Origin of the sequence: Nocardioides sp., assembly GCF_025964975.1 — a bacterium.
GTDB lineage: Bacteria > Actinomycetota > Actinomycetes > Propionibacteriales > Nocardioidaceae > Nocardioides.
The window spans coordinates 14,838-36,624 of sequence record NZ_JAOPXV010000166.1 but is presented as its reverse complement, the minus strand read 5'-3'; the positions used below and the strand labels follow the sequence as shown (position 1 = coordinate 36,624).

Below are 21,787 nucleotides of genomic sequence, written 5' to 3'. Positions count from 1 at the left end.
GTGCGCGCGACCGTCGCTTGGTCACTCGTCGGTGTGGCGACGTTGGCCGCCGCGCTGGACACCTGGTTCACCGCCGCTCACAGTTCGCTGCTCAGCGAAGCGACGTGGGCCCACCACGGCTGGCCACTGGCGCCCTCGGCCGGTCTGGGATGCGCCCTGATGGGGGCTCTGATCGTCTCGCGCCATCCGCGGCACATGCTGGGCTGGTTGTTGTGCGTCGCGAGCCTTCTCTCGGTGACCCTGGCCGCTGACGCCTACACGGTCTGGGTCCTCGAGGGTGATGGACCGGGGTCGCCGTACTGGGCCCACGTGGTCGCCTGGGCGTCACCCTTCATCGGTTGGCCGGCCTTCACCGCACTGGTCATGATCTTCCTGATCTCTCCCACGGGCCACCTCCCTTCATCCCGCTGGCGCTGGGCGGTGTGGGTCACCCTGGTGGGTCTTGGACTGCGCACCCTGGGGAACTTTGCCACGTCCCCGGGGGACTTCGTCTACTCCGAGCAGTACGACGGAGTCTCGCTGTCCACCGTCCTGCTCACGATCGGATACCTGCTCATTGCCGCCGGTCTCCTCGCCTCGGCGGTGTCCCTGGTGCTGCGGCTGCTCAAGGCCCGCGACGACGAGCGGCGCCAGTTGTTGTGGATTGCATCGTCGGCAGTCTTCCTCGCCGTCAGCGTCGTGATCATCCTGGTGCTCCCGCGCATCCAGGGCGAGGAAGTCACCTGGCTCGCAGGGTTGCCCCTGCGGCTCGCGCAGCTGGCGGTCCCGCTGTGCGTTGCCGTCGCGGTGCTGCGCCACCGGTTGTTGCAGATCGACCTCATCGTCAATCGCGCACTGATGGTTGCCACAGCGACCGGACTGGCCGCCATCGGCTACGTGTTCCTCGTTGTGGTGATCGGTTCCGCCGCCGGGCAGGAAGCCGGTGGCTTCTGGCCGTCCCTCGTTGCGACGGCACTCGTGGCGATCGCATTCCAGCCCATGCGCCGCCGGGTTGTTCGACTGGCTGACCGGGTCGCATTCGGTGCCGCTGCTGCGCCATACGAAGCCCTGGCAGACTTCAGCCGCCAGCTCGGGGACAGGCCCGACCCCGCCGCCCTCCTGCCTGCGGTCGCGGAAGCTGCCGCTCGGGCGCTGAATGCCAGAGGAGCCGTCGTCTCCGTCCGGGTGCAAGACGGTCCTGGCCGCGAGACGGCCTGGCCGCCCGAACGAGTCGACCAACGTGGCACCACGGAGTTCTCGATGCCCGTGGCCGAGCACGGCGAGAGATTGGGCACCATCACCGTGGAGATGGGCGCCGGACGCCCGCTCCGCCGGCGGGACAAGCAGTTGCTCGCCGACCTCGCAGCCCAGGCAGGGATCGCACTGAGCAACGCCCAGCTGGCCACGGAGCTGTCCGCACAGGTGGAGAAGCTCGCTTGCCACACCCGCGAGCTGGAGGAGTCCCGAGCACGGCTGATCAGCGCTGGGGACGCCGAACGAAGCCGCGTCGAGCGGGCCATCGCCCGACAGGTGATCCCTCACCTTGCGCCGCTGCCGGACCAGCTCCGTGCTCTCTCGCACGACTCACGCCCGAGCGGCGTGGTCGCCGGGCAGCTCGAGGCGCTGCTGATATCGACGAACCTGGCCGTGAAGTCGCTGCGCGAGATCACCCGCGGGGTGTTCCCTGCGCAGCTGACGCGCTCCGGACTCCCCATGGCGCTCGGGTCCCTGCTCGCGCGGCCCGGCCTCGCCGGGCGGCTGACGATCGAGGACTCGGCGGCAGCCGTGCGCTTCGACCCACGCGTGGAGGCTGCTGCCTACTTCTGTGTCACCGAGGCGACCCGTTCCTTCGAGCACCCCATCGCTGTCGTGCTGGCTGTGCACGCCGGCCGGCTGCACCTGAGCGTCAGCGGCACCGAGTCTGAGCCGCTGTCGCTGCGCCACATGCGCGACCGGATCGAAGCAGCTGGAGGGTCGGTCTCCAGCACCGTCCACGAGGGGCGCACGCTGGTGGAGGTCCGCGGACCCGCGAACCGACCGCTCGCGCTGCTTCGAGACCCAGTGGCCTAGGTGGACGCACCGCTCCACACGTCTCGGAGCTGGTCGGGACCGAACGCCGACTTCGTCACGTAGGCCGCTGCCCCGCACTCGGCGACGAAGTGCGCACCGGCGTCCTCGTCGTACGTCGAGAGCAACAGCACCACCGGCGGCGAGGGACGGTCCCGCAGCAGGCGCGTGGTCTCGAGCCCGTCTATGCCGGGCAGGTTCACATCCATCAGCACGACATCCGGGAGCAGCTCAGCCGCGGCCACGACAGACTCCTCCCCGGACGATGCCTCCCCGACGACCTCGAATCCCTCGGTTTCGTCGACGACCGCCTTCATCGCTCGCAGGAAGGGTGCTTGGTCGTCGACCAGCAGCACTCGTACGACAGTCATCGTCAGCCCACCTCCGCAGCCCACTCTGCCTCCGCAACTGGTTGGTCCGGGATGGGGCAAGCCGCACGGCGCGAGGTGTTCAACCCCCGATCGGTGGCCCGGTTCGCAGGCTCATGCGCTCGCCCGGCCTTCCGAAGATGCTCAAGATCTCCGCGGGCTCGTCGCCAGTGCTACCGAACCAGTGAGGCACCTGAGTGTCGAAGGTGGCCACCTCACCCGGGCCGAGCACCCAGTCCCGATCGCCCAGAACCACCCGCATGCGGCCGGACAGGACGTAGATCCACTCGTAGCCTTCATGCGCCCGCGGCTCGGGGACAACCTTGCTCGTCGGGATGACGATCTTCCACGCCTGGGTGCCGCTGGGGTGCCTGGTCAACGGGATCACGGTCCTACCCTTGACGACACCTGCCTTCAGACGGAGGCGAGAATCCCCGACCTCGGGGGCAGCGACAAGAGTGTCCAGCGGAACCCGGTATGCCTGCGACAACGCAAGAAGAAGTTCCAACGTCGGACGCCGCTGTCCGTTCTCCAGTCTCGACAGCGTGCTCTTCGAGATACCCGTGGTGTCCCCGACGCCGGTGAGGGTCATCCCTCGCTGCAACCGAACTCGGCGCAGTCTTGGTCCAACCTCGGCGAGCACTTGTTCCATCGCCGCGGATGCGTCCTTCACGGGCTCATCTGACTCCCAATTCCCCAAAACAGCAACGTTCGTAGGTGATCGGCTCCTCGCGCAGGACTCTGGAGGCATGAACAGATACGAGGTAGTGATCATCGGAGGGGGCGCCGCTGGACTCTCAGCGGCACTGGTTCTTGCGCGTGCCAGGCGGAGGGTTCTCGTGATCGACTCCGGCGAGCCGCGGAACGGCCCAGCTGCACACATGCATGGCTACCTCTCACGTGACGGAATGCCGCCGAGGGAGCTGCTCGTCGCAGGCAGGATCGAGATCAAGGAGTACGGCGGCGAAGTCATCACGGGCACCGTCAACGACCTGGTGCCCAACGGCAGCGATGCGTTCTGGCTGCTCCTGGACGACGGGCAACGAGTCTCCGCTCGCCGGCTCCTGGTCACGACCGGACTGCGTGACGAGCTACCGGACATTCCCGGACTCCGCGATCGGTGGGCGCGCGACGTGCTGCACTGCCCGTACTGCCACGGCTACGAGGTTCGGGACCGGCAGCTCGGCGTCATCGGCGGCACTCCGGGCGCCGTGCGCTACGCGCAGATCGTGCGGCAGTGGACCCACGACCTTGTCTACTTCACCCCGCCCGGGACGCTGAGCGCGGTCGAGCGTACTCAGCTGGTCGCCCGCGCCATCGGAGTCGTCGAAGGCACGGTCGACGGCCTCGTCATCGACGGCGCCGACCAGCTGCGCGGCGTGCGCCTGGACGATGGCCGCGTCGTACCCCGCGACGCGTTGTTCGTACCGCCCCGCTTCATCCCCAACACCGCTCTGCTCATCGAACTCGGTTGCGACGTCGATGACGACGGATGGGTCACCACCGATGCCACCGGCCGCACCAGCGTCCGCGGCGTCTGGGCCGCTGGCAACGTTGTGGATCCGCGTGCGCAAGTCATCACTGCCGCCGGTGCCGGTTCCGCCGCAGCCCTCGCCCTCAACGCCGACCTCGTCGACGACGACGTGCGCAATGCCGTGCGCGAGCTCGACCACGGATTCCGACCTGCACTCACCTCGAACATCACATCCAAGGAGTCATCATGATCATCCCGAACCAGACCAGCGCTCCCGTGCGTGCCGCCGGACCCCCGTCGAAGCACCAACTGGCGCTGATGATCTGGCTGGCCGTCTTCCCCACGCTGACAGTGCTCAACCTTGCGCTCGGTGATTGGCTGAGCACCCTCGGCCCGGTCGTCCGCACCTTCGTGCTGGCCACCATCGCCGTGCCCATCGTGATCTACGGGCTGATGCCGCAACTTCACCGACTTCGCGGGCGCCTCCTGGCCCGCGTGGCGGTTGATCGCGCCAGTGCCGCGCATGGCACGTTCTAGGGCGTAGGTTCATGACAACCCCGCGCGACCCCTGCGCGCGTACGGGAGTCCACCCCAGCGCTCAGACTCGTGCAGTCGCTCATCATGATCTTGGCGACACGGTTGACCCGCGAGAAAAGACGTACCGATGTCCAGCTCCGAGTTCATCCGGCTTGCCTCAGTGGCCTCCGTTTTTCTGATCGCGGTGGTCGTCGCGTTCCAGACCGCGCTGGCAGCTGGCGCTCCGTGGGGTGCGGCTGCCTACGGCGGGAGATTCGTGGAGGGAGACGGACGCCTGCCGACCCGTTACCGGCTGAGCAGCGCGGTGACGGCGCTCGTTCTTCTCGCCATCGCCTGGCTGATGCTTGCCGCGGGCTCAGTCATCGGCCAGGGACCAGTGCCCGACCTTGTCCTCACCGCTTCGGTCTGGGTCCTGGCCGGGCTGTTCACCCTCAACACCGCTGGGAACCTGTCCGGCAAGCACCCGGTGGAGCGCTTCGGCGCGAGTGCGTTCACCGCCGCACTCACCGTGCTGTGCATCGCTATTGCGGCCGGGCGCTAGGTCGGCGGGTCCGGGGCGGCTAGGCCCCCCCGCGGTCGCCGAGCACCTCGCGGCCGCCGGAGAGCACCCGCGGCGGTCCCGTACCGGCTGCTCGCGGCGGAGCGAGCGATGTCCGAGAACGCATGGCACGGAGCAGCTGAGCAGCTGCACCTCGCCCGGGCGTGGGTGACGCCAACTCCAGACCTCCTGATCCCCCTCGGTGAGGCGCTGGGAGGGTACGGCGACGAGGCCGCTGCCCGTGAGGCGTTCCTCGAGGCCACCACGCTGGCGCGTGGGCCCGGCGACGCCACCGCATTCGCTCGGGCGGCCCTGGGCTACGGCGCGGGCCTCACGGGCTTCGAGGTCTCCCTCTTCGACGCCCGTCAGCAGCGGCTGCTCGAGGAGGCGTTGGACCTCCTTCCGGAGGGCGACACCTCGTTGCGGTCGTGGGTGCTCGCTCGGCTCTCGGTGGCCCTGTCGTTCACTGCCGACACGACACGTCGCCGCGAGATGGCTGAGGAGGCGGTGGCCATGGCCCGGCGCGTGGGTGACCGCGCAGCCCTGGCTCGGGCCCTCGCGACTTGGTGCGACGCTGTCGCCGGCCCAGACGACGTCGAGCGCAGGATCGATGCAAGCCTCGAGATGGAGCGTGCGGCCCGGTCGGCCGGCGACCCCATCCACGTGCTGCTCGCGTTGCCATCCAGGGGGACTTCGACCTCATCACCGTCTTCAAGGCGCTGCACGACACCGCGCGTCCGACCGAGGTGCTGGCCGGGATCCGATCCCTGCTGAAGCCGGGTGGCGCCGTCCTCATCGCCGAACCCGCCATCGAGGAGCAGTTCGCGGCGCCCGGCGGTCCGATGGAACGGATGTTCCTGGCCTCCAGCGTCCTGTTCTGCCTGCCCACCGCCATGTCCAGCACCGACGCCGAGCCGACCGGAGCAGCGATGCGCCCGCGAAACGACGACGACCCGGCCTGCACGGGCGCGGTCCAGAACCCGACTGCCCCGGCGGGCAAGGTGTGCCTCTACGCCGGCGCCCTGGGCACCACCACCTTCTCAGGCGGCTATGTGTACGGCGACCCAGCGCTCCGCACCCGCGCGTTCTTCGCAGTGTTCGAGACAACCGCAGCCGACATCGACAGCGTCTGGTTCACCTGGGCCTACACCGCCCCCTGACGCACAGGATCTCGGATTCGCATCCCTACAGGCGCACGAGCGAGATCAAGCTGGCCGAACCCCGTACATCAGCATGGGGCCTTCGTCGTTCGAGCAGGACGACCTCCACCACCGCCCCGGGGATTGCCACGAGGACCGGGGTCGCCGCCCCAGCGTGGAGCGGCGACCCGCGCTGGTGCGTTCAGCGATTCATCAGGTCCAGCTGGGGACCTTGCTGCTGTCGCCGTACCCGATGGCCAGTCCTAGAAGAAGGGGTGTTCCCAAGAGCCGACGGCGGGCCCAAGGTGGTGCCATGAAGACCATCGGCCTCATCGGCGGACTCAGCTGGTATTCGACCGCGGAGTATTACCGGACCATCAACGAGCTGGTCCAGGAACGACGAGGCGGGCACACCTCAGCACTGGTCGCCCTGCAGTCGCTCGACTTCTCCGTCGTCCGTGCACACCAGGAAGCGGGTGACTGGACTGCGGCCGGCCGCCTGCTGGCAGACGCCGGACGACGATGCCAGGACGCAGGCGCCGACGTCGTCCTGATCTGCGCCAATCTCATGCACCGGGTCGCCGCCGACGTCGAGTCCGCCCTCGACGTACCTCTCCTGCGCATCACCGATGCGGTTGCCGACCACGCCCGCAGGCAGGGCTGGACGCAGCTGGGACTGCTTGGCACCCGATGGGTGATGGAGGAGGACTTCTACATCGGACGGCTGGAGCGTTCGGGACTCTGCATCCACGTCCCTGACGCCGACGACCGCGCCGAGGTCGATCGCATCATCTTCGACGAGCTCACGCAGGGCCGCGTCCTGGAGGAGTCACGGGACACCTACCTCGCGGCCATCGACCGGCTGTCCGATGCGGGGGCGGAGGCGGTCGTGCTGGCCTGCACCGAGCTCGAGCTGCTGGTCAACGACGGGGACGCCGCGATCCCCCTTCTCGACTCCATGCGGGTCCATGCGGAGGCCGCGGTGGACTTCGCCCTCGCGTCATAGGCAGACGCCGTCCGCTTCGGTGGATGTCGACGGCCTACCCCGCCCCAGCACCAGGCGCGCGTGCGCTGGCCGCATTTACCCCTTCAGGGTCGATCTAGCCGCCGAGCGAGGTACGGCGCAGTCGCGCTCCCTTCCGCCTTCGCGACGTCGGCCGGAGTGCCGGTCGCGACGACCTGACCGCCGGCGTCGCCGCCCCCCGGGCCGAGATCAATGACCCAGTCGGCAGCGGCGATCGCATCGAGGTCGTGCTCGACCAGGACCACGGTGTTGCCGGCTTCGACGAGCCGGTGCAGTTGGCGAAGCAGCAGCGCGGTGTCCGAGGGGTGCAGCCCGGAGGTCGGCTCGTCGAGCAGGTACAACGCGTGGCCACGGCGCGCTCGCTGGAGCTCGGTGGCGAGCTTGATGCGCTGCGCCTCCCCGCCGCTGAGCTCGGTCGCCGGCTGTCCCAGCCGCAGGTAGCCCAGTCCGACCTCTCGTAGCGTCTCGAGGCTGCGGACGGCCGCGGGTACGTCCGCGAGGAACGCCGCTGCCTGGTCGACCGACAGGTCGAGCACGTCTGCGACGTTCTTGTCGCGATAGGTGATCTCGAGCGTCTCTGCGTTGTACCTCTTGCCGTGGCAGGTGGGGCAGGGTGCGTAGGTACCGGGCAGGAAGAGCAGCTCGACGGCGACGAACCCTTCCCCCTGGCAGGTCTCGCAGCGGCCCTCGGCGACGTTGAAGGAGAAGCGGCCGGCGCCGTATCCGCGCGCCCGCGCATCGTCGGTCGCGGCGTACAGCTTGCGGACGGTGTCAAACATCCCGGTGTAGGTCGCCAGGTTCGACCGCGGTGTGCGCCCGATCGGGCGCTGGTCGACGAGGACCAACCGGTCGAACGACTCGAGGGCGGTCGGGTCCTCCGCGAGCACCTGGGTGACCAGGGTCGACTTCCCGGAGCCGGACACCCCGGTCACGGCTGTCAGGACGCAGAGCGGGATTTCGACAGACACGTCGCGCAGGTTGTGCCGGGACACCCCGCGCAGCCGCAGCCAACCCTGCGGTTCGCGCACGTCGTGCTCCAGTCGCTCGGCGCGACCGAAGAGGTAGGCGCTGGTGGCCGACTCCGCAACGTCCTCGAGGCCTGCTACCGGGCCGCTGTAGAGAACCCGACCACCGGCCTCGCCGGCGCCCGGGCCGATGTCGACGACCCAGTCCGCCCGGCGTACGACGTCGAGGTCGTGCTCCACGACGAACAGCGAGTTGCCCGACACCTTGAGGCGGTCGAGCACGTCGAGCAGCGGCTCTGCGTCAGCCGGATGTAGGCCCGCAGACGGCTCGTCCAGCACGTAGACGACCCCGAACAACCCCGACCGCAACTGGGTGGCGATCCTCAAGCGTTGCGCCTCACCGGGTGACAGCGTCGTCGAGCTCCGTCCGAGGCTCAGGTAGCCAAGGCCCAGGTCGAGGAGCACCTCCACGCGGGCGACGAGGTCGGCGCAGATCCGCACTGCGACTTCGTTGTTCTCCTCGGGGAGGTCGGCGACGGGTCGCAACAGCGTGACCAGCTCGGCGAACGGGAGATTGTTGACCTCGGCGATCGACCTCCCGACAAAGGTCACTGCGAGAGCCTCGGGCCGCAACCCGCTGCCGCGGCACTCGGGGCACGCTGCGTCCTCGACGAATCTCAGAGCACGTTCGCGCATCCGGTCGCTCTTCGAGTCCGACAGGACGTGCATGACGTGCTTGCGTGCGCTCCAGAACTTCCTGTAGTAGCCGTGGTCGACGCGATCACGCTGGGGCTTGATCAGGACGGACGGCTGCTCGTCGGTGAACAGCAGCCAGTCGCGCTCCTGCTTCCTCAGTCTCCGCCACGGCCGGTCGATGTCGATGTCAAGACCGGTGACGATGCTCCGCAGGTTGGCGCCCTGCCAGGCCCCGGGCCAGGCGGCAATCGCGCCCTCGCGGATGCTCAGCGACGGATCCGGGACGAGCAGCTCCTCGGTGACGTCGTGCACGACCCCGAGGCCGTGACAGCGCGGGCAGGCGCCGGCCACGGTGTTGGGAGAGAAGGCTTCGGCCGCGAGCCCCGCAGCGCCGACGGGATAGTCGCCGGCGCGCGAGTAGAGGATGCGCAACAGGTTGGACAGTGTGGTGATGGTGCCGACCGAGGAGCGGGAGGTCGCGGCTCCGCGACGCTGTTGAAGGGCGACCGCGGGCGGCAGCCCGGTGATCTGCTGGACGTGCGGAGCACCGACCTGCTGCAGCAGCCGGCGGGCGTACGGCGCCACCGACTCGAAGTAGCGACGCTGCGCCTCGGCGTACAACGTGCCGAAGGCCAGCGAAGACTTCCCCGAGCCGGAGACCCCGGTGAACGCCACCATGGCGCCGCGGGGGATGTCGACGTCGACGTTGCGGAGGTTGTGCTCGCGCGCGCCACGAACACGTACGAAGTGGTCGGTCACGTCAGTGGTCATTGCACCCTCGTACCCACTCGCGGCCCGTTCACCCGACCTTGGGCATAGCAGCACCGCAGCACGTCGAAGCTCGCACCGCTCCGGCGGATAGAGTCCGGGAGCCCGAGTCCCATCCCCTATCCCGAAGGCCGCGGATGAGCGCCACGACCGACCTGGAGTCCGACACGACCACAGGAGCGTCGTACGACGCCGAAGTGCTCCGCGAGATCGCCCGGCGGGTGCTGTGGCTCTCCGCCGCGATCGTGGACGCCGCCAACGCAGGACGGCCGAACACCAGCGGGGTCAAAGCCGGTGGCCACCAGGCTTCGAGTGCGTCGATGGTCGACATCATGGTGGCGCTGTGGTTCGCGGAGCTGACCAACCTCGACCGGGTCTCGGTCAAGCCGCACGCCTCGCCCGTGCTGCACGCCATCAACTACCTGCTCGGCGACCTCGACGAGTCCTACCTACCGACCCTGCGGGCCAGGGGTGGGCTGCAGTCCTATCCCTCACGGCTCAAGGACCCCGACACGGTCGACTTCTCAACCGGATCCGTGGGTATCGGCGCGACGGCGGCCCTGTGGGCGGCGATGTCCCACCGCTACGTCGCCTCGCAGTTCACCGACGCCCCGCCAGCGGGGAGGTTCGTCAGCCTCCTCGGCGATGCCGAGCTCGACGAAGGCGCGATCTGGGAAGCGGTCGCCGACCCGGCGGTTGCCAAGCTCGGCGAGCTGCTGTGGGTCGTGGACCTCAACCGCCAGTCCCTGGATCGCGTCGTGCCCGACATCCAGATCGAGCGGCTGCAGGGCATGTTCGCGGCCGCGGGCTGGCAGGTCATCGTCCTGAAGTGGGGGCGGCTGATCTCGGAGATCTTCGAGCGGTCGGGTGGCAGTGAGCTGCGGCAGCGACTGGAGCAGATGCCCAACGAGGAGTACCAACGCATGCTCCGGGTCGACTCGGCCGAGGTGGCTGAACGGATCCTCGCCGGCGGCGGTAGCGATGACCTGCGCGAGCTCCTGTCCTCGCTGCCGTCCGCAGACCTGGCGGCGGCCGTGCGCGACCTGGGCGGTCACGACCTCGGGTTGCTCGTCGACACCTTCAGCAACGTCGACCAGACGCGCCCGTCCATCGTGTTCGCCTACACCGTCAAGGGGCGCGGGCTGCCCACGGAGGGGCACCCGAACAACCACTCGGCCCTTCTCACCCCGGCACAGATCGACGCGCTGGCGGAGTCGTCGGGCATGGACCCTGCCTCTCCCTGGCAGCTCTTCGAACCCGGGACGGACGCCGGTCGGCTGTGCGAGCGTCGCGCTGCCGAGCTGCATCGCGATCCGATCGGCCCCTCCACCGCGCTGCAGGTCCCGGTGTCCCTCGGGCACCCCCACCGCAAGCCGATCTCGACGCAGGCGACCTTCGGCCGGTTCCTCGCCGACCTGGTGCGCGATGCGCCTGACGTGGGTGCGCGCGTGGTGACCTGCAGTCCGGACGTCGCCTCCTCGACCAACCTCGGCGGCTGGATCAACAAGACCGGCGTGTGGTCGGTCGAGGAGCGGCGCGACTGGTTCGACGACGACGCCGAGCGGGTGCTGCGATGGCACGAGGTCAGCAACGGCCAGCACATCGAGCTCGGGATCGCCGAGGTCAACCTTGTCTCCCTGCTCGGTGAGCTCGGTGCGACCTGGTCGCGTTGGGGCGAGCGGCTGATCCCGATCGCCACGCTCTACGACCCCTTCGTCTCCCGCGCCCTCGAACCGTGGTCCTACGGGATCTATGCGGGCGGTCAGTCGATCCTCGTCGGCACTCCGTCGGGTGTCACCCTGGCGCCCGAGGGCGGTGCCCACCAGTCGATCACCACCCCCTCGATCGGCCTGGAGCAGCCCGGCTGCGTCGCCTGGGAGCCTGCCTTCGCGCAGGATCTCGAGTGGTGCTTCCTGCACGCCATGGACCGCGTCGGAGTCGAGGGCGGGACGTCGTCGTACTTCCGGCTCAGCACCCGACCGATCGATCCCGCGCTGGCGCAGGTCCCGACCGAGCCTGCCCTGGCCGAGCGCAGGCGACAGCAGGCTGTGGCGGGCGGCTACCGCATCCCCATCAGCCACCGGGGGGCGGAGGAGGACGTCACCCTGGTCGGGGTCGGCGCCATCATGCCGGAGACCATCGCCGCGGCGGAGGTGCTCGCCGCCGCCGGGGTGAACGCCGGCGTGGTGTGCCTGACCAGCCCGGACCTCGTCTTCCGCTCCTTCCAGCAACGCGGCCGCCGCGACATCGGTGAGGGCGGCAGCATCCTCGACGAGCTGTTCCCGACGCAGCACCCGGCACCCCTGGTGACAGTGCTGGACGGCCATCCGCACACCCTGGCGTTCCTGGCGGGCGCGCGCGGAGACCGCATCCGCTGCCTGGGCGTCACAGAGTTCGGGCAGTCCTCCGACCTCGACGACGCCTACCGGCTGCATCGCATCGACACCGGATCGATCGCCGATGCCGCGCTGAGCCTGCTGGGTCGCTAGGCAGACCCGGACCCCGCGAGTCCTTGCTCGATCGCCTCGATGACGCGCGGTCGCAGGCGAGCGACCGAGATCACCTCGTCCACCGAGCCCACCTCCACGGCACGGTGGATGTCGTGCACGCCGTCGAACTCAGCGGCGACCTCGCTGATCTTCTCCGACCGCACTGCAGCCCTGAGCTCGGCGAGCTCCACGACGAGGTGGGTGCGGTCAGATCCGGCGTCGGTGATCCGGCGCTCGATCTCGCCGATCCGGGCGTCAGCCGAGGTCCGCTTCTCGACCTCGCCGGCGAACACGACGGCGGCGGCCGGGGCGCCGCCGATGACGGACGCGTAGGACCCCTCGAGGGCGAGCACGGTCATGTTCGGGTTCAACGCCTTGGAGAACACCACGAACGCGCCGCCGTGGTAGCGCGAGATCACGCAGAAGACGATCGGGCCGTCGAAGTTGACGATCGCACGGCCGATCTCGGCGCCGTACTCGAGCTGCAGGTTGCGCATGGAGTCAGGTGAGCCGTCGAAGCCCGACAGGTTGGCCAGCACGACGAGTGGCCGGTTGCCGCTGGCGGAGTTGATGGCCCGGGCCGCCTTCTTCGACGAGCGCGGGAACAGCGTGCCGGCGGTGTAGATGTCCGGCCCGTCCGTGGGCGGGAAGCCGCGCCGAGGGACCGGGCGCGACTCGATCCCGAGCAGGCACACGGGGTAGCCACCCAGGTGGGCGTCCTGCACGACGGCGGTGTCCGCATCGGCCATACCGGCCCATCGCTCCAGGCTCACGTGGTCCTGGTCGGCCAGGGCCCGCATCACGGTGCGGATGTCGAAGGCCTTCTTGCGGTCGGGATTGGACTCAGCAGAGAAGATCTCGCCGACGGTCGTGAAGTCGCTGTCGGCGGACACGTGGGGGTACGGCGAGATGTCGCGATCCGTCGGGTCGCTGGACGCGGCCCGGCGCGGCCGGGTCTCGCCGGGCACCACGTAGGTGTGGTCGTAGTGCGCCATGAGCACGTCGAACGCACTGGCGAGGTCGGGCGCCCAGTACTGCGCCTGCCCGTTGGGTCCCATGACGCGGTCGTACCCGCCGATGCCGAAGTTGTCCTCGGCGGACACTCCCCCGGAGAAGTCGAGTGACTGCTTGCCGGTCAGCACCATCGCACTGTCCGGTGTCATCACCAGGATGCCCTTGGTGTGCATCAGCATCGTGGCCTCGGCGTTCCAGTAGGGCTGCGCCCCCACGTTGATGCCCGCCACCACGACGTTGATCTCGCCACCGGCCTGGGTGAACTCGATGATCCGCTTGAGCGCGGCCGCGACCCAGTCCATGTTCTCGGTCCCGGAGTCCATCGAGATCCGGGCGCCGGCGGAGAGGGCGAACCACTCCACCGGCACCTGCATGCGCTCCGCGAGGTCGATGGCAGCGATGATCCGTGCGCACTCGGGCTCCGACACCGCGCCGAGCGCCTTGGTCGGATCGCCGCACAGCACGACCCGGGTCACCCCCTCCGGGTGGAGGGCGGTGGGCGTCGTCACGACCGCAGCCAGGATGCCCGCCTTGTTGAGCCCGGGCGGCCGCGTGACGGGCGCGAGGGTGCCGTTGTCGTCCAGGTCGTGCTCGACGAAGCCTCCGGTGGGGCCGGTGAGGACGTCGACGAGCTCGTAGGGATAGACGAGCCCCCGACGACGGGCTCGGACGACGTTGCCGTCGTACTCGTTGAGGGGCTGGAGCGGCTCGGTCGGTGGCGCCTCCAAGGACGCCGTGACGCCGGCGCCGGGTCGCGCGTGGAACCTGATGGCGAGCGGCGTGACGCTGCCGTCCGAGCCGACGACCCGGCCCTGCGCGACCACCTCGGCGATCCCCGCGCCGTCGGTCAACGGGGTGATCTTGCCCTGCAGGGCGATCAGCTGCTCGGGGTCGGCCTCGACGTCCGGCCACACCTGGACCCACACGTGGTTCGAGTCGAGCTTGCTGCCGGCGGCACCACGCGACGTACGCGCCCGGCGGATCGCTTCCAGACAGTTCTCCACCGCTCGTTCCGCGTGCGGCAGGCCCGTGACCCGGCCCTGCTCGTCGCGGACGACCGCCAGCTGCCGCACCTGCGCCAGCGCGACGAGGCGTCGATCGGCGGGGTTCTCCCGCGCGACGCACTCGTAGAGGAGCACGTCCTCGGGGGCATCGATGCGATGCACGACGAAGTTGCGCAGCCGCCAGAGGTCGAGCCGCCGCCCAACCATCGGGTGCACCCCGCGAACGAGGTCGTCCTCAGTGGCACCGCCATCGGCGAGCGGACGATAGGTGAAGTAGGTGACGGGGCGGCCCCCGCCGGGGCAGACCGCGACCGCGATCCGGCGCACGTCGGCGGCGAACGGCAGAGCGTTGACGATGCCTGCGAGCTCCTGGGCTGCGACATCGGGAGCGTCGGGGGCCGCCGGCCCGTGCACGTAGAGGTCGACCACGGCGTCCGCGTCAAAGTCGCGCGCCGCCACCTCGTCGCCGACCGCCCTCGTCAGCGCACTGTCTGCCGCGGTGAGCTCGGCCATCGTGCCGAGCGTCGAGATCAGCCGGGTGGGGCGGTCGTCGAGCGTGTAGTCGGCGACCACGAAGGGGCGGTCGGCCCGCGTGGTCGACGTCAGGCCGCGCAGGTCGTGCTCGCGGTAGTGGCGCCTGACCAGCACCTCGAGCATCGGCTCCTGCTCCGGCACTCCTTGCTCCAGGCGCTCGGCCAGGAATCTGACGATCTGCTCGGGGATCGCCGCCAGCGCGTCCATGCGTCGGTTGCGGTCCTGAGCATCCTGGTCGGCCGCAAGTGCGGCGACCTCGTCGCGGACTCCCGCCAGCACGCTGGACCGCTCGGCATCGACCAGGGGCTGGTCGAACCACCGGAAGCGGGTGCTGCGTGCGAGGTCCCCGACGACCGGGAACCTCAGCTGGGTCGTCCTGACCAGACGCTCGAGAAGGCTACGTGCAGGCACGGCGAGGTCCTGCGTGGGTGGAGGCTCGGTGATCCAGCGCTGCAGCACCTCGGTGGCCAGCAGGACGTCAGGGGCTGAGCGCTGTTGCGCGAGGAAGATGCGGAAGACCGCCTCCTCCAGCTGCGGGGTGCGGTCGGTCTCGGTCACACCGTAGTGGGAGAGCACCCGCGCCAGCCGTTCGCGGAACTGGTCGGTCAGCCCGCCGCGCTCCACGTCCAGGGTCTGCAGGAACGCATGGAAGTGCTCCTTTGAGCTATGCACGCGCAGCTCGGTGTGGAGGTCCTCCCCGACCGGTCGGTTGCGACTCAGCTCGGCGAGGTCGGCGAAGACCCCCAGGAGCCCGATCTCGTCGCTCACCACGTCGCCGCCGGCGGCGACGACCTCGTCGCGCGCGGCGAGGTAGCGGAGGATGCGGTCGCTCTCGTCGCTCGGGTCGACGTCGTAGCCCATCAGGATCGCGGAGACGTCCTCGCGGGCCCGCGCCGCGCGCTCCTGCGCAGAGATCGCCTCGGCCGGTGCAGGCAGGTCGAGTGCAGGGGCCGTCGAGTCGGGCGCTGCCTGCTCGGCGCCGGCACCGTCGTCCACCGGCTCGAGGCGCACCAGGGGTGCGCCGGTCTCCACCTGGCTGCCCGTGGTCACCAGCAGCTCACGGACCCGGGCCGCGAACGGCGCGCGCACCACCGTCTCCATCTTCATGCTCTCGAGCACCAGCACGGGCGCACCCGCCGCGACGACGTCACCCGTGCCGACGGGCGACGCCACGACCAACGCAGGCGCGGGCGAACGCAGCACGCCACCGTCGTCGCCGGCGACGCGGTGGGCGATTCCGTTGACCTCGATCATGTGCACGGGGCCGTGGGTGGCGGTGACCAAGCGGTAGAGCACGCCGCCGACGGTCAGGCGGGTGTGGAACTCGTCGAGCCGCTCGACCTCGGCGACCACGTCGTGCTCGGCTCCGCCGGCCTCGACGCCGACGCGGAACCGCTGCCGGCCGATCTGCAGCACCGTGACCTTGTAGGTCGTGCCGCGAAGCTTGAAGTCGACCGCCCGACCGACCTTGTGCTGCACCTGCGGGCGCCCGCCCCGGGCGCTCGACAGCAGCCGGGTGATCTCGACCTGGGCCTCGTCCTCGTAGGCCTCGATGCCCGCCGCGACCAGCGCGATCCCGGAGTGCTCGTGGACGATGAGTCGTCCCTCGTCGCGGACCCGGTCGATCCAGCTGGTGTCGGCCCAGCCGGCCAAGCCGTCGATGACCTCGGACTGGTTGAGCAGGTCGAGGATGAAGCTCTTGTTGGTGGCGCCACCCTCGATCACCACGGTGGTCTCAGCCATCGCCCGCCGGAGCCGGGCGAGCGCCTCGTCGCGGGTGCGGCCATAGGCGATGATCTTGGCGATCATCGAGTCGAAGTCGGAGGGGATCGTGTCGCCCTCCCCCATCCCGGTGTCGACCCGGATGCCGGGTCCCGAGGGCAGCTCGAGCAGCGCGATGCGGCCGGGAGAGGGAGCGAAGTCCCTGTCCGGGTCCTCGGCGTTGAGGCGCGCCTCGATCGCGTGCCCCTTCTCAGCCGGTTTGGGTCCCTCCAGGCGACCCCCTGCCGCGACGTGGATCTGTGCCTTGACGAGGTCGACGTCGGTGGTGAGCTCGGTGATCGGGTGCTCCACCTGGAGCCTGGTGTTGACCTCGAGGAAGGCGAAGGTGCGCTCGCCCGGGTGGTAGAGGAACTCCACGGTCCCGGCGCCGACGTAGCCGACGGCGAGGGCGAGCCGTTCGGCCGAGGCCTTGACCTCGTCCGTCTGGTCGGAGTCGAGCAGCGGTGAGGCGGACTCCTCGATCACCTTCTGGTTGCGACGCTGGACGGTGCAGTCACGTACGCCGAGGGCCCAGGCCGTCCCATGACTGTCGGCGATGAGCTGGACCTCCACGTGCCGGGCGCCGGTGACGAGGCGCTCCAGGAACACCACACCGCTGCCGAAGGCGCGCTCGGCCTCGTCGCGCGTGCGCTGGTAGGCGTCCTCGAGCTCGGCGGGCGAGTCAACCCTGCGGATGCCGCGACCGCCTCCGCCCGCAGTCGCCTTGAGCATCAGCGGATAGCCGATCTCGGCAGCCGAGGCGAGGGCAGCCTCGAGGGTGTCCACGCCACCTCTGCTCCACGGGGCGACGGGGACGCCCACCTCCTCGGCGAGCAGCTTCGAGCCGATCTTGTCGCCGAGCCGGCGCATCGCCTCGGCGCTCGGGCCGATGAAGGTCACCCCCAGACGAGCGCAGAGGTCGGCGAACGCCGGGTCTTCTGCGACGAAGCCCCAGCCCACCCAGACCGCATCCGCGCGGCAGGCCAGAAGTGCCTGTTCGAGCACCGCCAGGTCGATGTAGGGACGCCCCGCCGCCGGTCCGAGGGGATGGGTCTCGTCCGCCTCACGAGCGAACATGGAGGTGCGTTCCTCGTCGGTGTAGAGCGCGATCGTCCGGATCGGCGCGCCGCCGGTGGCATTGAGCTCGCGCACGCCGTGGATCAACCTCATCGCGGCCTCGCCGCGGTTCACGATCGCAATCCGCGAGAACACCCGTTTGCCCTCCACTCGACGACTCGCTCTCGCAACCGACGTCGCAAGACTGTGTTGTCGGCGAGGCTACTGCCCCACGTGACCCAGGACACGTCCGGGCGGGTTCCACAGTCGTCCTGGCCCCTGGCAGACCGTAGGGTCGTCGTCGTGGAAGCACGCTGGGACCGGCGGCCCGTGCGCTACCTGCGTCACGTGCTCTGACCGGCCTTGTGCGCCACCACCCGCGGGATCACGACCAGCAGGCTCAGCGCGACGAGCAACGCGAGGCCGCCGCCGACCGCCGCAGCCCCCCGGCTCAGGACGACATCGACGACCAGGAAGGAGATGCCGGCCAGCAACAAGGAGATGAGACCCAGGGCGAGACCGGTCATCACGTGCGCGGCCCTGACGACGTCCGGCTTCGATCCTCCCTGGAAGAGATGGCGATGGATCGCCACCGGGGAGAGCGTGACACCGACGGTCAGGAACGCGAGGGCGAGGAGGCCGAGGTACCAGCGCTGCTGGAAGGTGTCGAGCTCGGTGAACCGCGACTGGAAGGGCAACGTCACGAGGAAGGCGGCCAGCAGCTGCACGCCGGTCTGGCTGACCCGGAGCTCCTGCATCAGGTCGGCCCAGTTGCGGTCCGCACGCTCGTCGGGAGTCTCGTCCCTGCTGTCCTTCGTCTCGTTCACCTGCGAGAGCGTACTGGTGCGCGAGGTCGGCCCGGACTCCTCCGTTGGGAGGTGGCCGGCGGCAGGCCGCGCGGTGCAGGGTGGACGTGGAGGAGGCACCCATGCGATTCGGATATTTCCTGTCCACCGAGGAGTACACCCCGTCCCAGCTCGTCGAGCAGGCCAGGCTGGCCGAGGCCGCGGGCTTCGAGGCGCTGTGGATCAGTGACCACTTCCATCCCTGGAACGACAACCAGGGACAGAGCCCCTTCGTGTGGTCGCTGATCGGCGCGATCGCCGAGGCGACCGACCTGCCGGTCACCACGGCCGTCACCTGCCCGACCTACCGCATCCACCCCGCGATCGTCGCCCAGGCCGCCGCGACCAGTGCGGTGATGCTCGAGGGCCGCTTCACCCTGGGGCTCGGCTCGGGCGAGGCACTCAACGAGCACATCCTCGGGGAGGCGTGGCCCAGCGCCCCGCGTCGCCTCGACATGCTCGAGGAGGCAGTCGACGTGATCCGCCAGCTCTTCTCCGGCGAGGTCGTGCGGCACGACGGTCGCTACTTCACCGTCGACGGCGCGCGGATCTACACGCTGCCCGACGAGCCGCCGCCGATCTACATCTCCGGCTTCGGACCCCAGGCGACCGACCTCGCGGCCCGGATCGCGGACGGCTACATCACCACGTCCCCCGACACCGACCTGCTCGAGCGGTTCCGGGAGGGTTCCGGTGGCAAGCCGGCGCAGATCGGGATGAAGGCCTGCTGGGCACCCACGCACGACGAGGCGGTGGAGATCGCCCACCGGTTGTGGGCCAACGCCGGGCTGCCGGGCGAGCTGGCCCAGGTCCTGCCGTCCCCGCGCCACTTCGAGCAGGCCTCCGAGCTCGTCACCCCGGAGATGACCGCCGAGAGCCTGCCCTGCGGCAGCGACATCGAGGCGCACATCGAGGGGCTGCGCCCGGCGGTGGAGGCGGGTTTCGAGGAGGTGTACGTCGCCAACATGGGCCCGCACTACGCCGACATGATCGCGGCGTACGGCGACGAGGTGTTGCCCGCGCTGCGCGAGATGAGCAACAGCTGAGACACGTCGGAGAGAGGAGCTGACATGGGAAAGAAGAAGGACCCGGGACCGTCGGTCAAGGACAAGGAGATGTACGAGAGTCTCCGCGAGGACGGCGCCAGCAAGGGGAAGGCGGCACGGATCGCGAACGCTGCTGCCGCACAGGGCCGGTCAAAGGTCGGCAGCCGCGGCGGCAGCGCCGGTGACTACGACGACCGTACGGTCAAGGAGCTGCGCGAGCGGGCGGCGGAGATCGGCATCGAGGGCCGGTCGTCGATGAACAAGCAGGACCTCATCGACGCGCTCCGCAACCACTGAGCACCGGGTGGGCCCTCAGCCGCCGATCTCGATCGCGGAGGCGGGACCGAACGGTGAGGCGTCGTCGGCCACCGTGCTGGTGCTCCCCGGCTCGACCAGCTCGGCAGCCACGGCATGCGGCCGGAGCTCGCCTTCTGCGATCTCCTCCGCCCAGTGGCACGCGACGCGGTGACCGGGGGTGATCCCGGCGACCTCCGGAGCTCGGAGGACCGGGCGCTCGTCGTCACAGCGGGTCGGCTGGCGCCACGGACAGCGCGTGTGGAACCGGCACCCGCTCGGCGGGTGGGACGGCGACGGCAGGTCGCCGGTCAGCAGAAGCTGCTCCCGGCTGTCCTCGACCACCGGGTCGGGGACGGGCACGGCCGACATCAGAGCCCGGGTGTAGGGGTGGAGCGGGACGTCGTAGAGCTCCCCTGCCTCCGACTCCTCCACGATGCCACCGAGATACATCACCCCGATCCGGTCGCTGATGTGGCGGACGACCGCTAGGTCGTGCGCCACGACGAGGTAGGTGAGGCCGAGCTCGTCCTGCAGCTCCTCGAGCAGGTTGAGCACCTGCGCCTGGACCGAGACGTCGAGGGCGCTCACCGGCTCGTCCGCCACGATCAGGGACGGCTGCACCGACAGCGCCCGGGCGATGCCGATGCGCTGGCGTTGTCCACCCGAGAACTCGTGCGGATACTTCGACAGGGCCGCCGAGGGCAGCCCGACCGAGCCGAGCAGCTCGCGCAGCCGTGCCTGGGTGGTGGCCTTGTCCTGGTCGAGCCCATGGGCGCGCATGCCCTCGACCAGCAGGGACTCGACGGACTGCCGGGGGTCGAGGCTGGACATCGGGTCCTGGAAGACCATCTGCATGTGCTGGCGCTGGCGCCGGAGCTCCTCGCCCTCAAGGCTCGCGACGTCCACACCGTCGAAGGAGACGGTGCCCTCGGTCGGGGTCTCGAGCTTGAGGATCGCTCGCCCCAGGGTCGACTTCCCGCAACCGGACTCGCCCACGAGGCCATAGGTCTCCCCGCGCCGGATCTGCAGGTCGACTCCGTCGACGGCATAGACGTGACCGATGGTCCGGTCGAAGATGATCCCGCTCTTGATCGCGAAGTGCACCTTCAGTCCGCGTACGTCGACCAGCACGTCGTCGGGCGCGTCGGTGACGTCGCTCATCTCCGGTCTCCTTGATCCACGGGGTTGTGGCACCTCAGCCCGCGCCCACTCGGCTCGATCTCCCAGGCGGGAGTCACAGTCCGGCAGATGTCGAGAGCATTCGGGCACCGCGGCGCGAAGGCGCAGGCGGAGGTCCACGGGAGGTTGTCCGTCACCGAGCCCGGCACCGGGTTGAGCCGCTCACCTCGCGGCGAGTCCAATCGGGGGATGGAGGCCAGCAAGCCGTGGGTGTAGGGGTGGCGCGGCCGCGCGAACAGCCGGTGCCGGTCGCCCCGCTCCACGATACGTCCCGCGTAGAGCACGTTGACCTCGTCGCACAGGCCGGCCACGACGCCGAGGTCGTGGGTGATCATGATCAGCGCGGTGCCGGTCTCCTCGACGAGCTCCTTGAGCAGGGCCAGGATCTGCGCCTGGATGGTGACGTCGAGCGCGGTGGTCGGCTCGTCCGCGATGAGGAGCCGCGGCTCGCACGCGAGCGCCATCGCGATCAGCGCACGCTGCCGCATGCCGCCACTGAGCTGGTGGGGATAGTTCTTCAACCGCGCCCCCGGGTCGGGGATCCCCACCCGCTCGAGGAGCTCCCGCGCCTTCGGCATCGCGTCCTTGCGTCTCATGCCCCGGTGGCGCTCCATCACCTCGGTGACCTGGACGCCGATGGGCACGACGGGGTTCAGCGAGGACAGGGGGTCCTGGAAGATCATCGCGATGTCGCGTCCCCGCCGGTCGCGCATCTGGTTGGCGGTGAGGCTCAGCAGGTCGACGTCCTCGTAGAGCGCCTCCCCCTCGACGCGGTTGCCGCGCGCCGGGAGCAGACCCATGACCGCGAGAGACGTGACGGACTTGCCGCAGCCGGACTCGCCGACGAGGCCGACCGTCTGCCCGGGGTGTACGTCGAAGGACAGCCCGTCGACGGCAGGGAACGGCACCTCGCCGTGCCGGGTGAAGGTCACCCGCAGGTCCCGGACCGACAGCAGTGCGCCGCTCCGGGACGTCGGTTGGTCGCGAAGGCTCAACGTGGCGCTCAT

General features: G+C 69.7%; 17 protein-coding genes and 1 pseudogene. 10 read left to right on the top strand and 8 right to left on the bottom strand.

Annotated features, from left to right (window positions below):
- Positions 1-2,049, top strand: coding sequence for a hypothetical protein (locus JWN68_RS12830; protein ID WP_297739488.1), 2,049 nt, complete (start codon positions 1-3; stop codon positions 2,047-2,049).
- Here JWN68_RS12830 and JWN68_RS12825 read toward each other — a convergent pair.
- The 3 genes and pseudogenes from JWN68_RS12825 to JWN68_RS19355 all read right to left on the bottom strand — a co-directional run.
- Positions 2,046-2,417, bottom strand: a complete 372-nt coding sequence (locus tag JWN68_RS12825; RefSeq protein WP_297739486.1) for a response regulator transcription factor — start codon at positions 2,415-2,417, stop codon at positions 2,046-2,048. The two genes, JWN68_RS12830 and JWN68_RS12825, sit on opposite strands and share 4 nt — an antisense overlap.
- A gap of 79 nt (positions 2,418-2,496) precedes the next feature.
- Positions 2,497-2,802, bottom strand: a complete 306-nt coding sequence (locus JWN68_RS19360; protein WP_366519804.1) for a cupin domain-containing protein — start codon at positions 2,800-2,802, stop codon at positions 2,497-2,499.
- Positions 2,803-2,874: 72 nt separating this feature from the next.
- A pseudogene (locus JWN68_RS19355) lies at positions 2,875-3,066 on the bottom strand (helix-turn-helix transcriptional regulator); the annotation flags it as partial.
- A gap of 97 nt (positions 3,067-3,163) precedes the next feature.
- On the opposite strand from JWN68_RS19355, the gene JWN68_RS12815 reads away from it, so the two are divergent.
- From JWN68_RS12815 to JWN68_RS12790, 6 genes are all read left to right on the top strand, one after another.
- Positions 3,164-4,138: an NAD(P)/FAD-dependent oxidoreductase gene (locus JWN68_RS12815; RefSeq protein WP_297739484.1), complete on the top strand. Its 975-nt coding sequence runs from the start codon at positions 3,164-3,166 to the stop codon at positions 4,136-4,138.
- On the top strand, positions 4,135-4,425 hold the full coding sequence (locus JWN68_RS12810) for a hypothetical protein (protein ID WP_297739482.1): 291 nt from the start codon (positions 4,135-4,137) through the stop codon (positions 4,423-4,425). The genes JWN68_RS12815 and JWN68_RS12810 overlap by 4 nt, the downstream gene beginning before the upstream one ends.
- A gap of 127 nt (positions 4,426-4,552) precedes the next feature.
- Positions 4,553-4,966, top strand: a complete 414-nt coding sequence (locus JWN68_RS12805; RefSeq protein ID WP_297739480.1) for a hypothetical protein — start codon at positions 4,553-4,555, stop codon at positions 4,964-4,966.
- Between the two features lie 108 nt (positions 4,967-5,074).
- On the top strand, positions 5,075-5,737 hold the full coding sequence (locus JWN68_RS12800; RefSeq protein WP_297739478.1) for a hypothetical protein: 663 nt from the start codon (positions 5,075-5,077) through the stop codon (positions 5,735-5,737).
- Positions 5,710-6,123, top strand: coding sequence for a hypothetical protein (locus JWN68_RS12795; protein ID WP_297739476.1), 414 nt, complete (start codon positions 5,710-5,712; stop codon positions 6,121-6,123). Before JWN68_RS12800 ends, JWN68_RS12795 begins: the two co-directional genes overlap by 28 nt.
- Before the next feature lie 292 nt (positions 6,124-6,415).
- Positions 6,416-7,108, top strand: coding sequence for an aspartate/glutamate racemase family protein (locus JWN68_RS12790; protein WP_297739474.1), 693 nt, complete (start codon positions 6,416-6,418; stop codon positions 7,106-7,108).
- Positions 7,109-7,191: 83 nt separating this feature from the next.
- On the opposite strand, the gene uvrA is transcribed toward JWN68_RS12790, so the two are convergent.
- The gene (gene uvrA, locus JWN68_RS12785) at positions 7,192-9,558 is read right to left on the bottom strand and encodes an excinuclease ABC subunit UvrA (protein WP_297739472.1); all 2,367 of its coding nucleotides are present in this window, start codon (positions 9,556-9,558) and stop codon (positions 7,192-7,194) included.
- A 134-nt stretch (positions 9,559-9,692) separates the two neighbouring features.
- Here uvrA and JWN68_RS12780 point away from each other — a divergent pair, with 134 nt between their 5' ends.
- Positions 9,693-12,044: a pyruvate dehydrogenase gene (locus JWN68_RS12780; RefSeq protein ID WP_297739470.1), complete on the top strand. Its 2,352-nt coding sequence runs from the start codon at positions 9,693-9,695 to the stop codon at positions 12,042-12,044.
- Here the strand turns inward: JWN68_RS12780 and JWN68_RS12775 are convergent.
- Entirely contained in the window at positions 12,041-17,569 is a 5,529-nt protein-coding gene (locus JWN68_RS12775; protein ID WP_297739468.1) for a carboxyl transferase domain-containing protein, read from the bottom strand. The two genes, JWN68_RS12780 and JWN68_RS12775, sit on opposite strands and share 4 nt — an antisense overlap.
- A gap of 188 nt (positions 17,570-17,757) precedes the next feature.
- Positions 17,758-18,240 carry a DUF6328 family protein gene (locus tag JWN68_RS12770; protein WP_297739466.1) on the bottom strand — a complete coding sequence of 161 codons (483 nt, stop codon included), beginning with the start codon at positions 18,238-18,240 and terminating at the stop codon, positions 17,758-17,760.
- Positions 18,241-18,341: 101 nt separating this feature from the next.
- On the opposite strand from JWN68_RS12770, the gene JWN68_RS12765 reads away from it, so the two are divergent.
- Both JWN68_RS12765 and JWN68_RS12760 read left to right on the top strand, forming a co-directional pair.
- Positions 18,342-19,304, top strand: coding sequence for a TIGR03557 family F420-dependent LLM class oxidoreductase (locus JWN68_RS12765; protein WP_297739464.1), 963 nt, complete (start codon positions 18,342-18,344; stop codon positions 19,302-19,304).
- A 24-nt stretch (positions 19,305-19,328) separates the two neighbouring features.
- A complete protein-coding gene (locus JWN68_RS12760) occupies positions 19,329-19,601 on the top strand; it encodes a Rho termination factor N-terminal domain-containing protein (RefSeq protein ID WP_297739463.1) in 273 nt (90 codons plus the stop codon).
- 15 nt (positions 19,602-19,616) lie between these two features.
- Here the strand turns inward: JWN68_RS12760 and JWN68_RS12755 are convergent, their stop codons facing one another.
- Both JWN68_RS12755 and JWN68_RS12750 read right to left on the bottom strand, forming a co-directional pair.
- On the bottom strand, positions 19,617-20,762 hold the full coding sequence (locus JWN68_RS12755; RefSeq protein WP_297739460.1) for an oligopeptide/dipeptide ABC transporter ATP-binding protein: 1,146 nt from the start codon (positions 20,760-20,762) through the stop codon (positions 19,617-19,619).
- Positions 20,759-21,787 carry an ABC transporter ATP-binding protein gene (locus JWN68_RS12750; protein ID WP_297739458.1) on the bottom strand — a complete coding sequence of 343 codons (1,029 nt, stop codon included), beginning with the start codon at positions 21,785-21,787 and terminating at the stop codon, positions 20,759-20,761. Before JWN68_RS12750 ends, JWN68_RS12755 begins: the two co-directional genes overlap by 4 nt.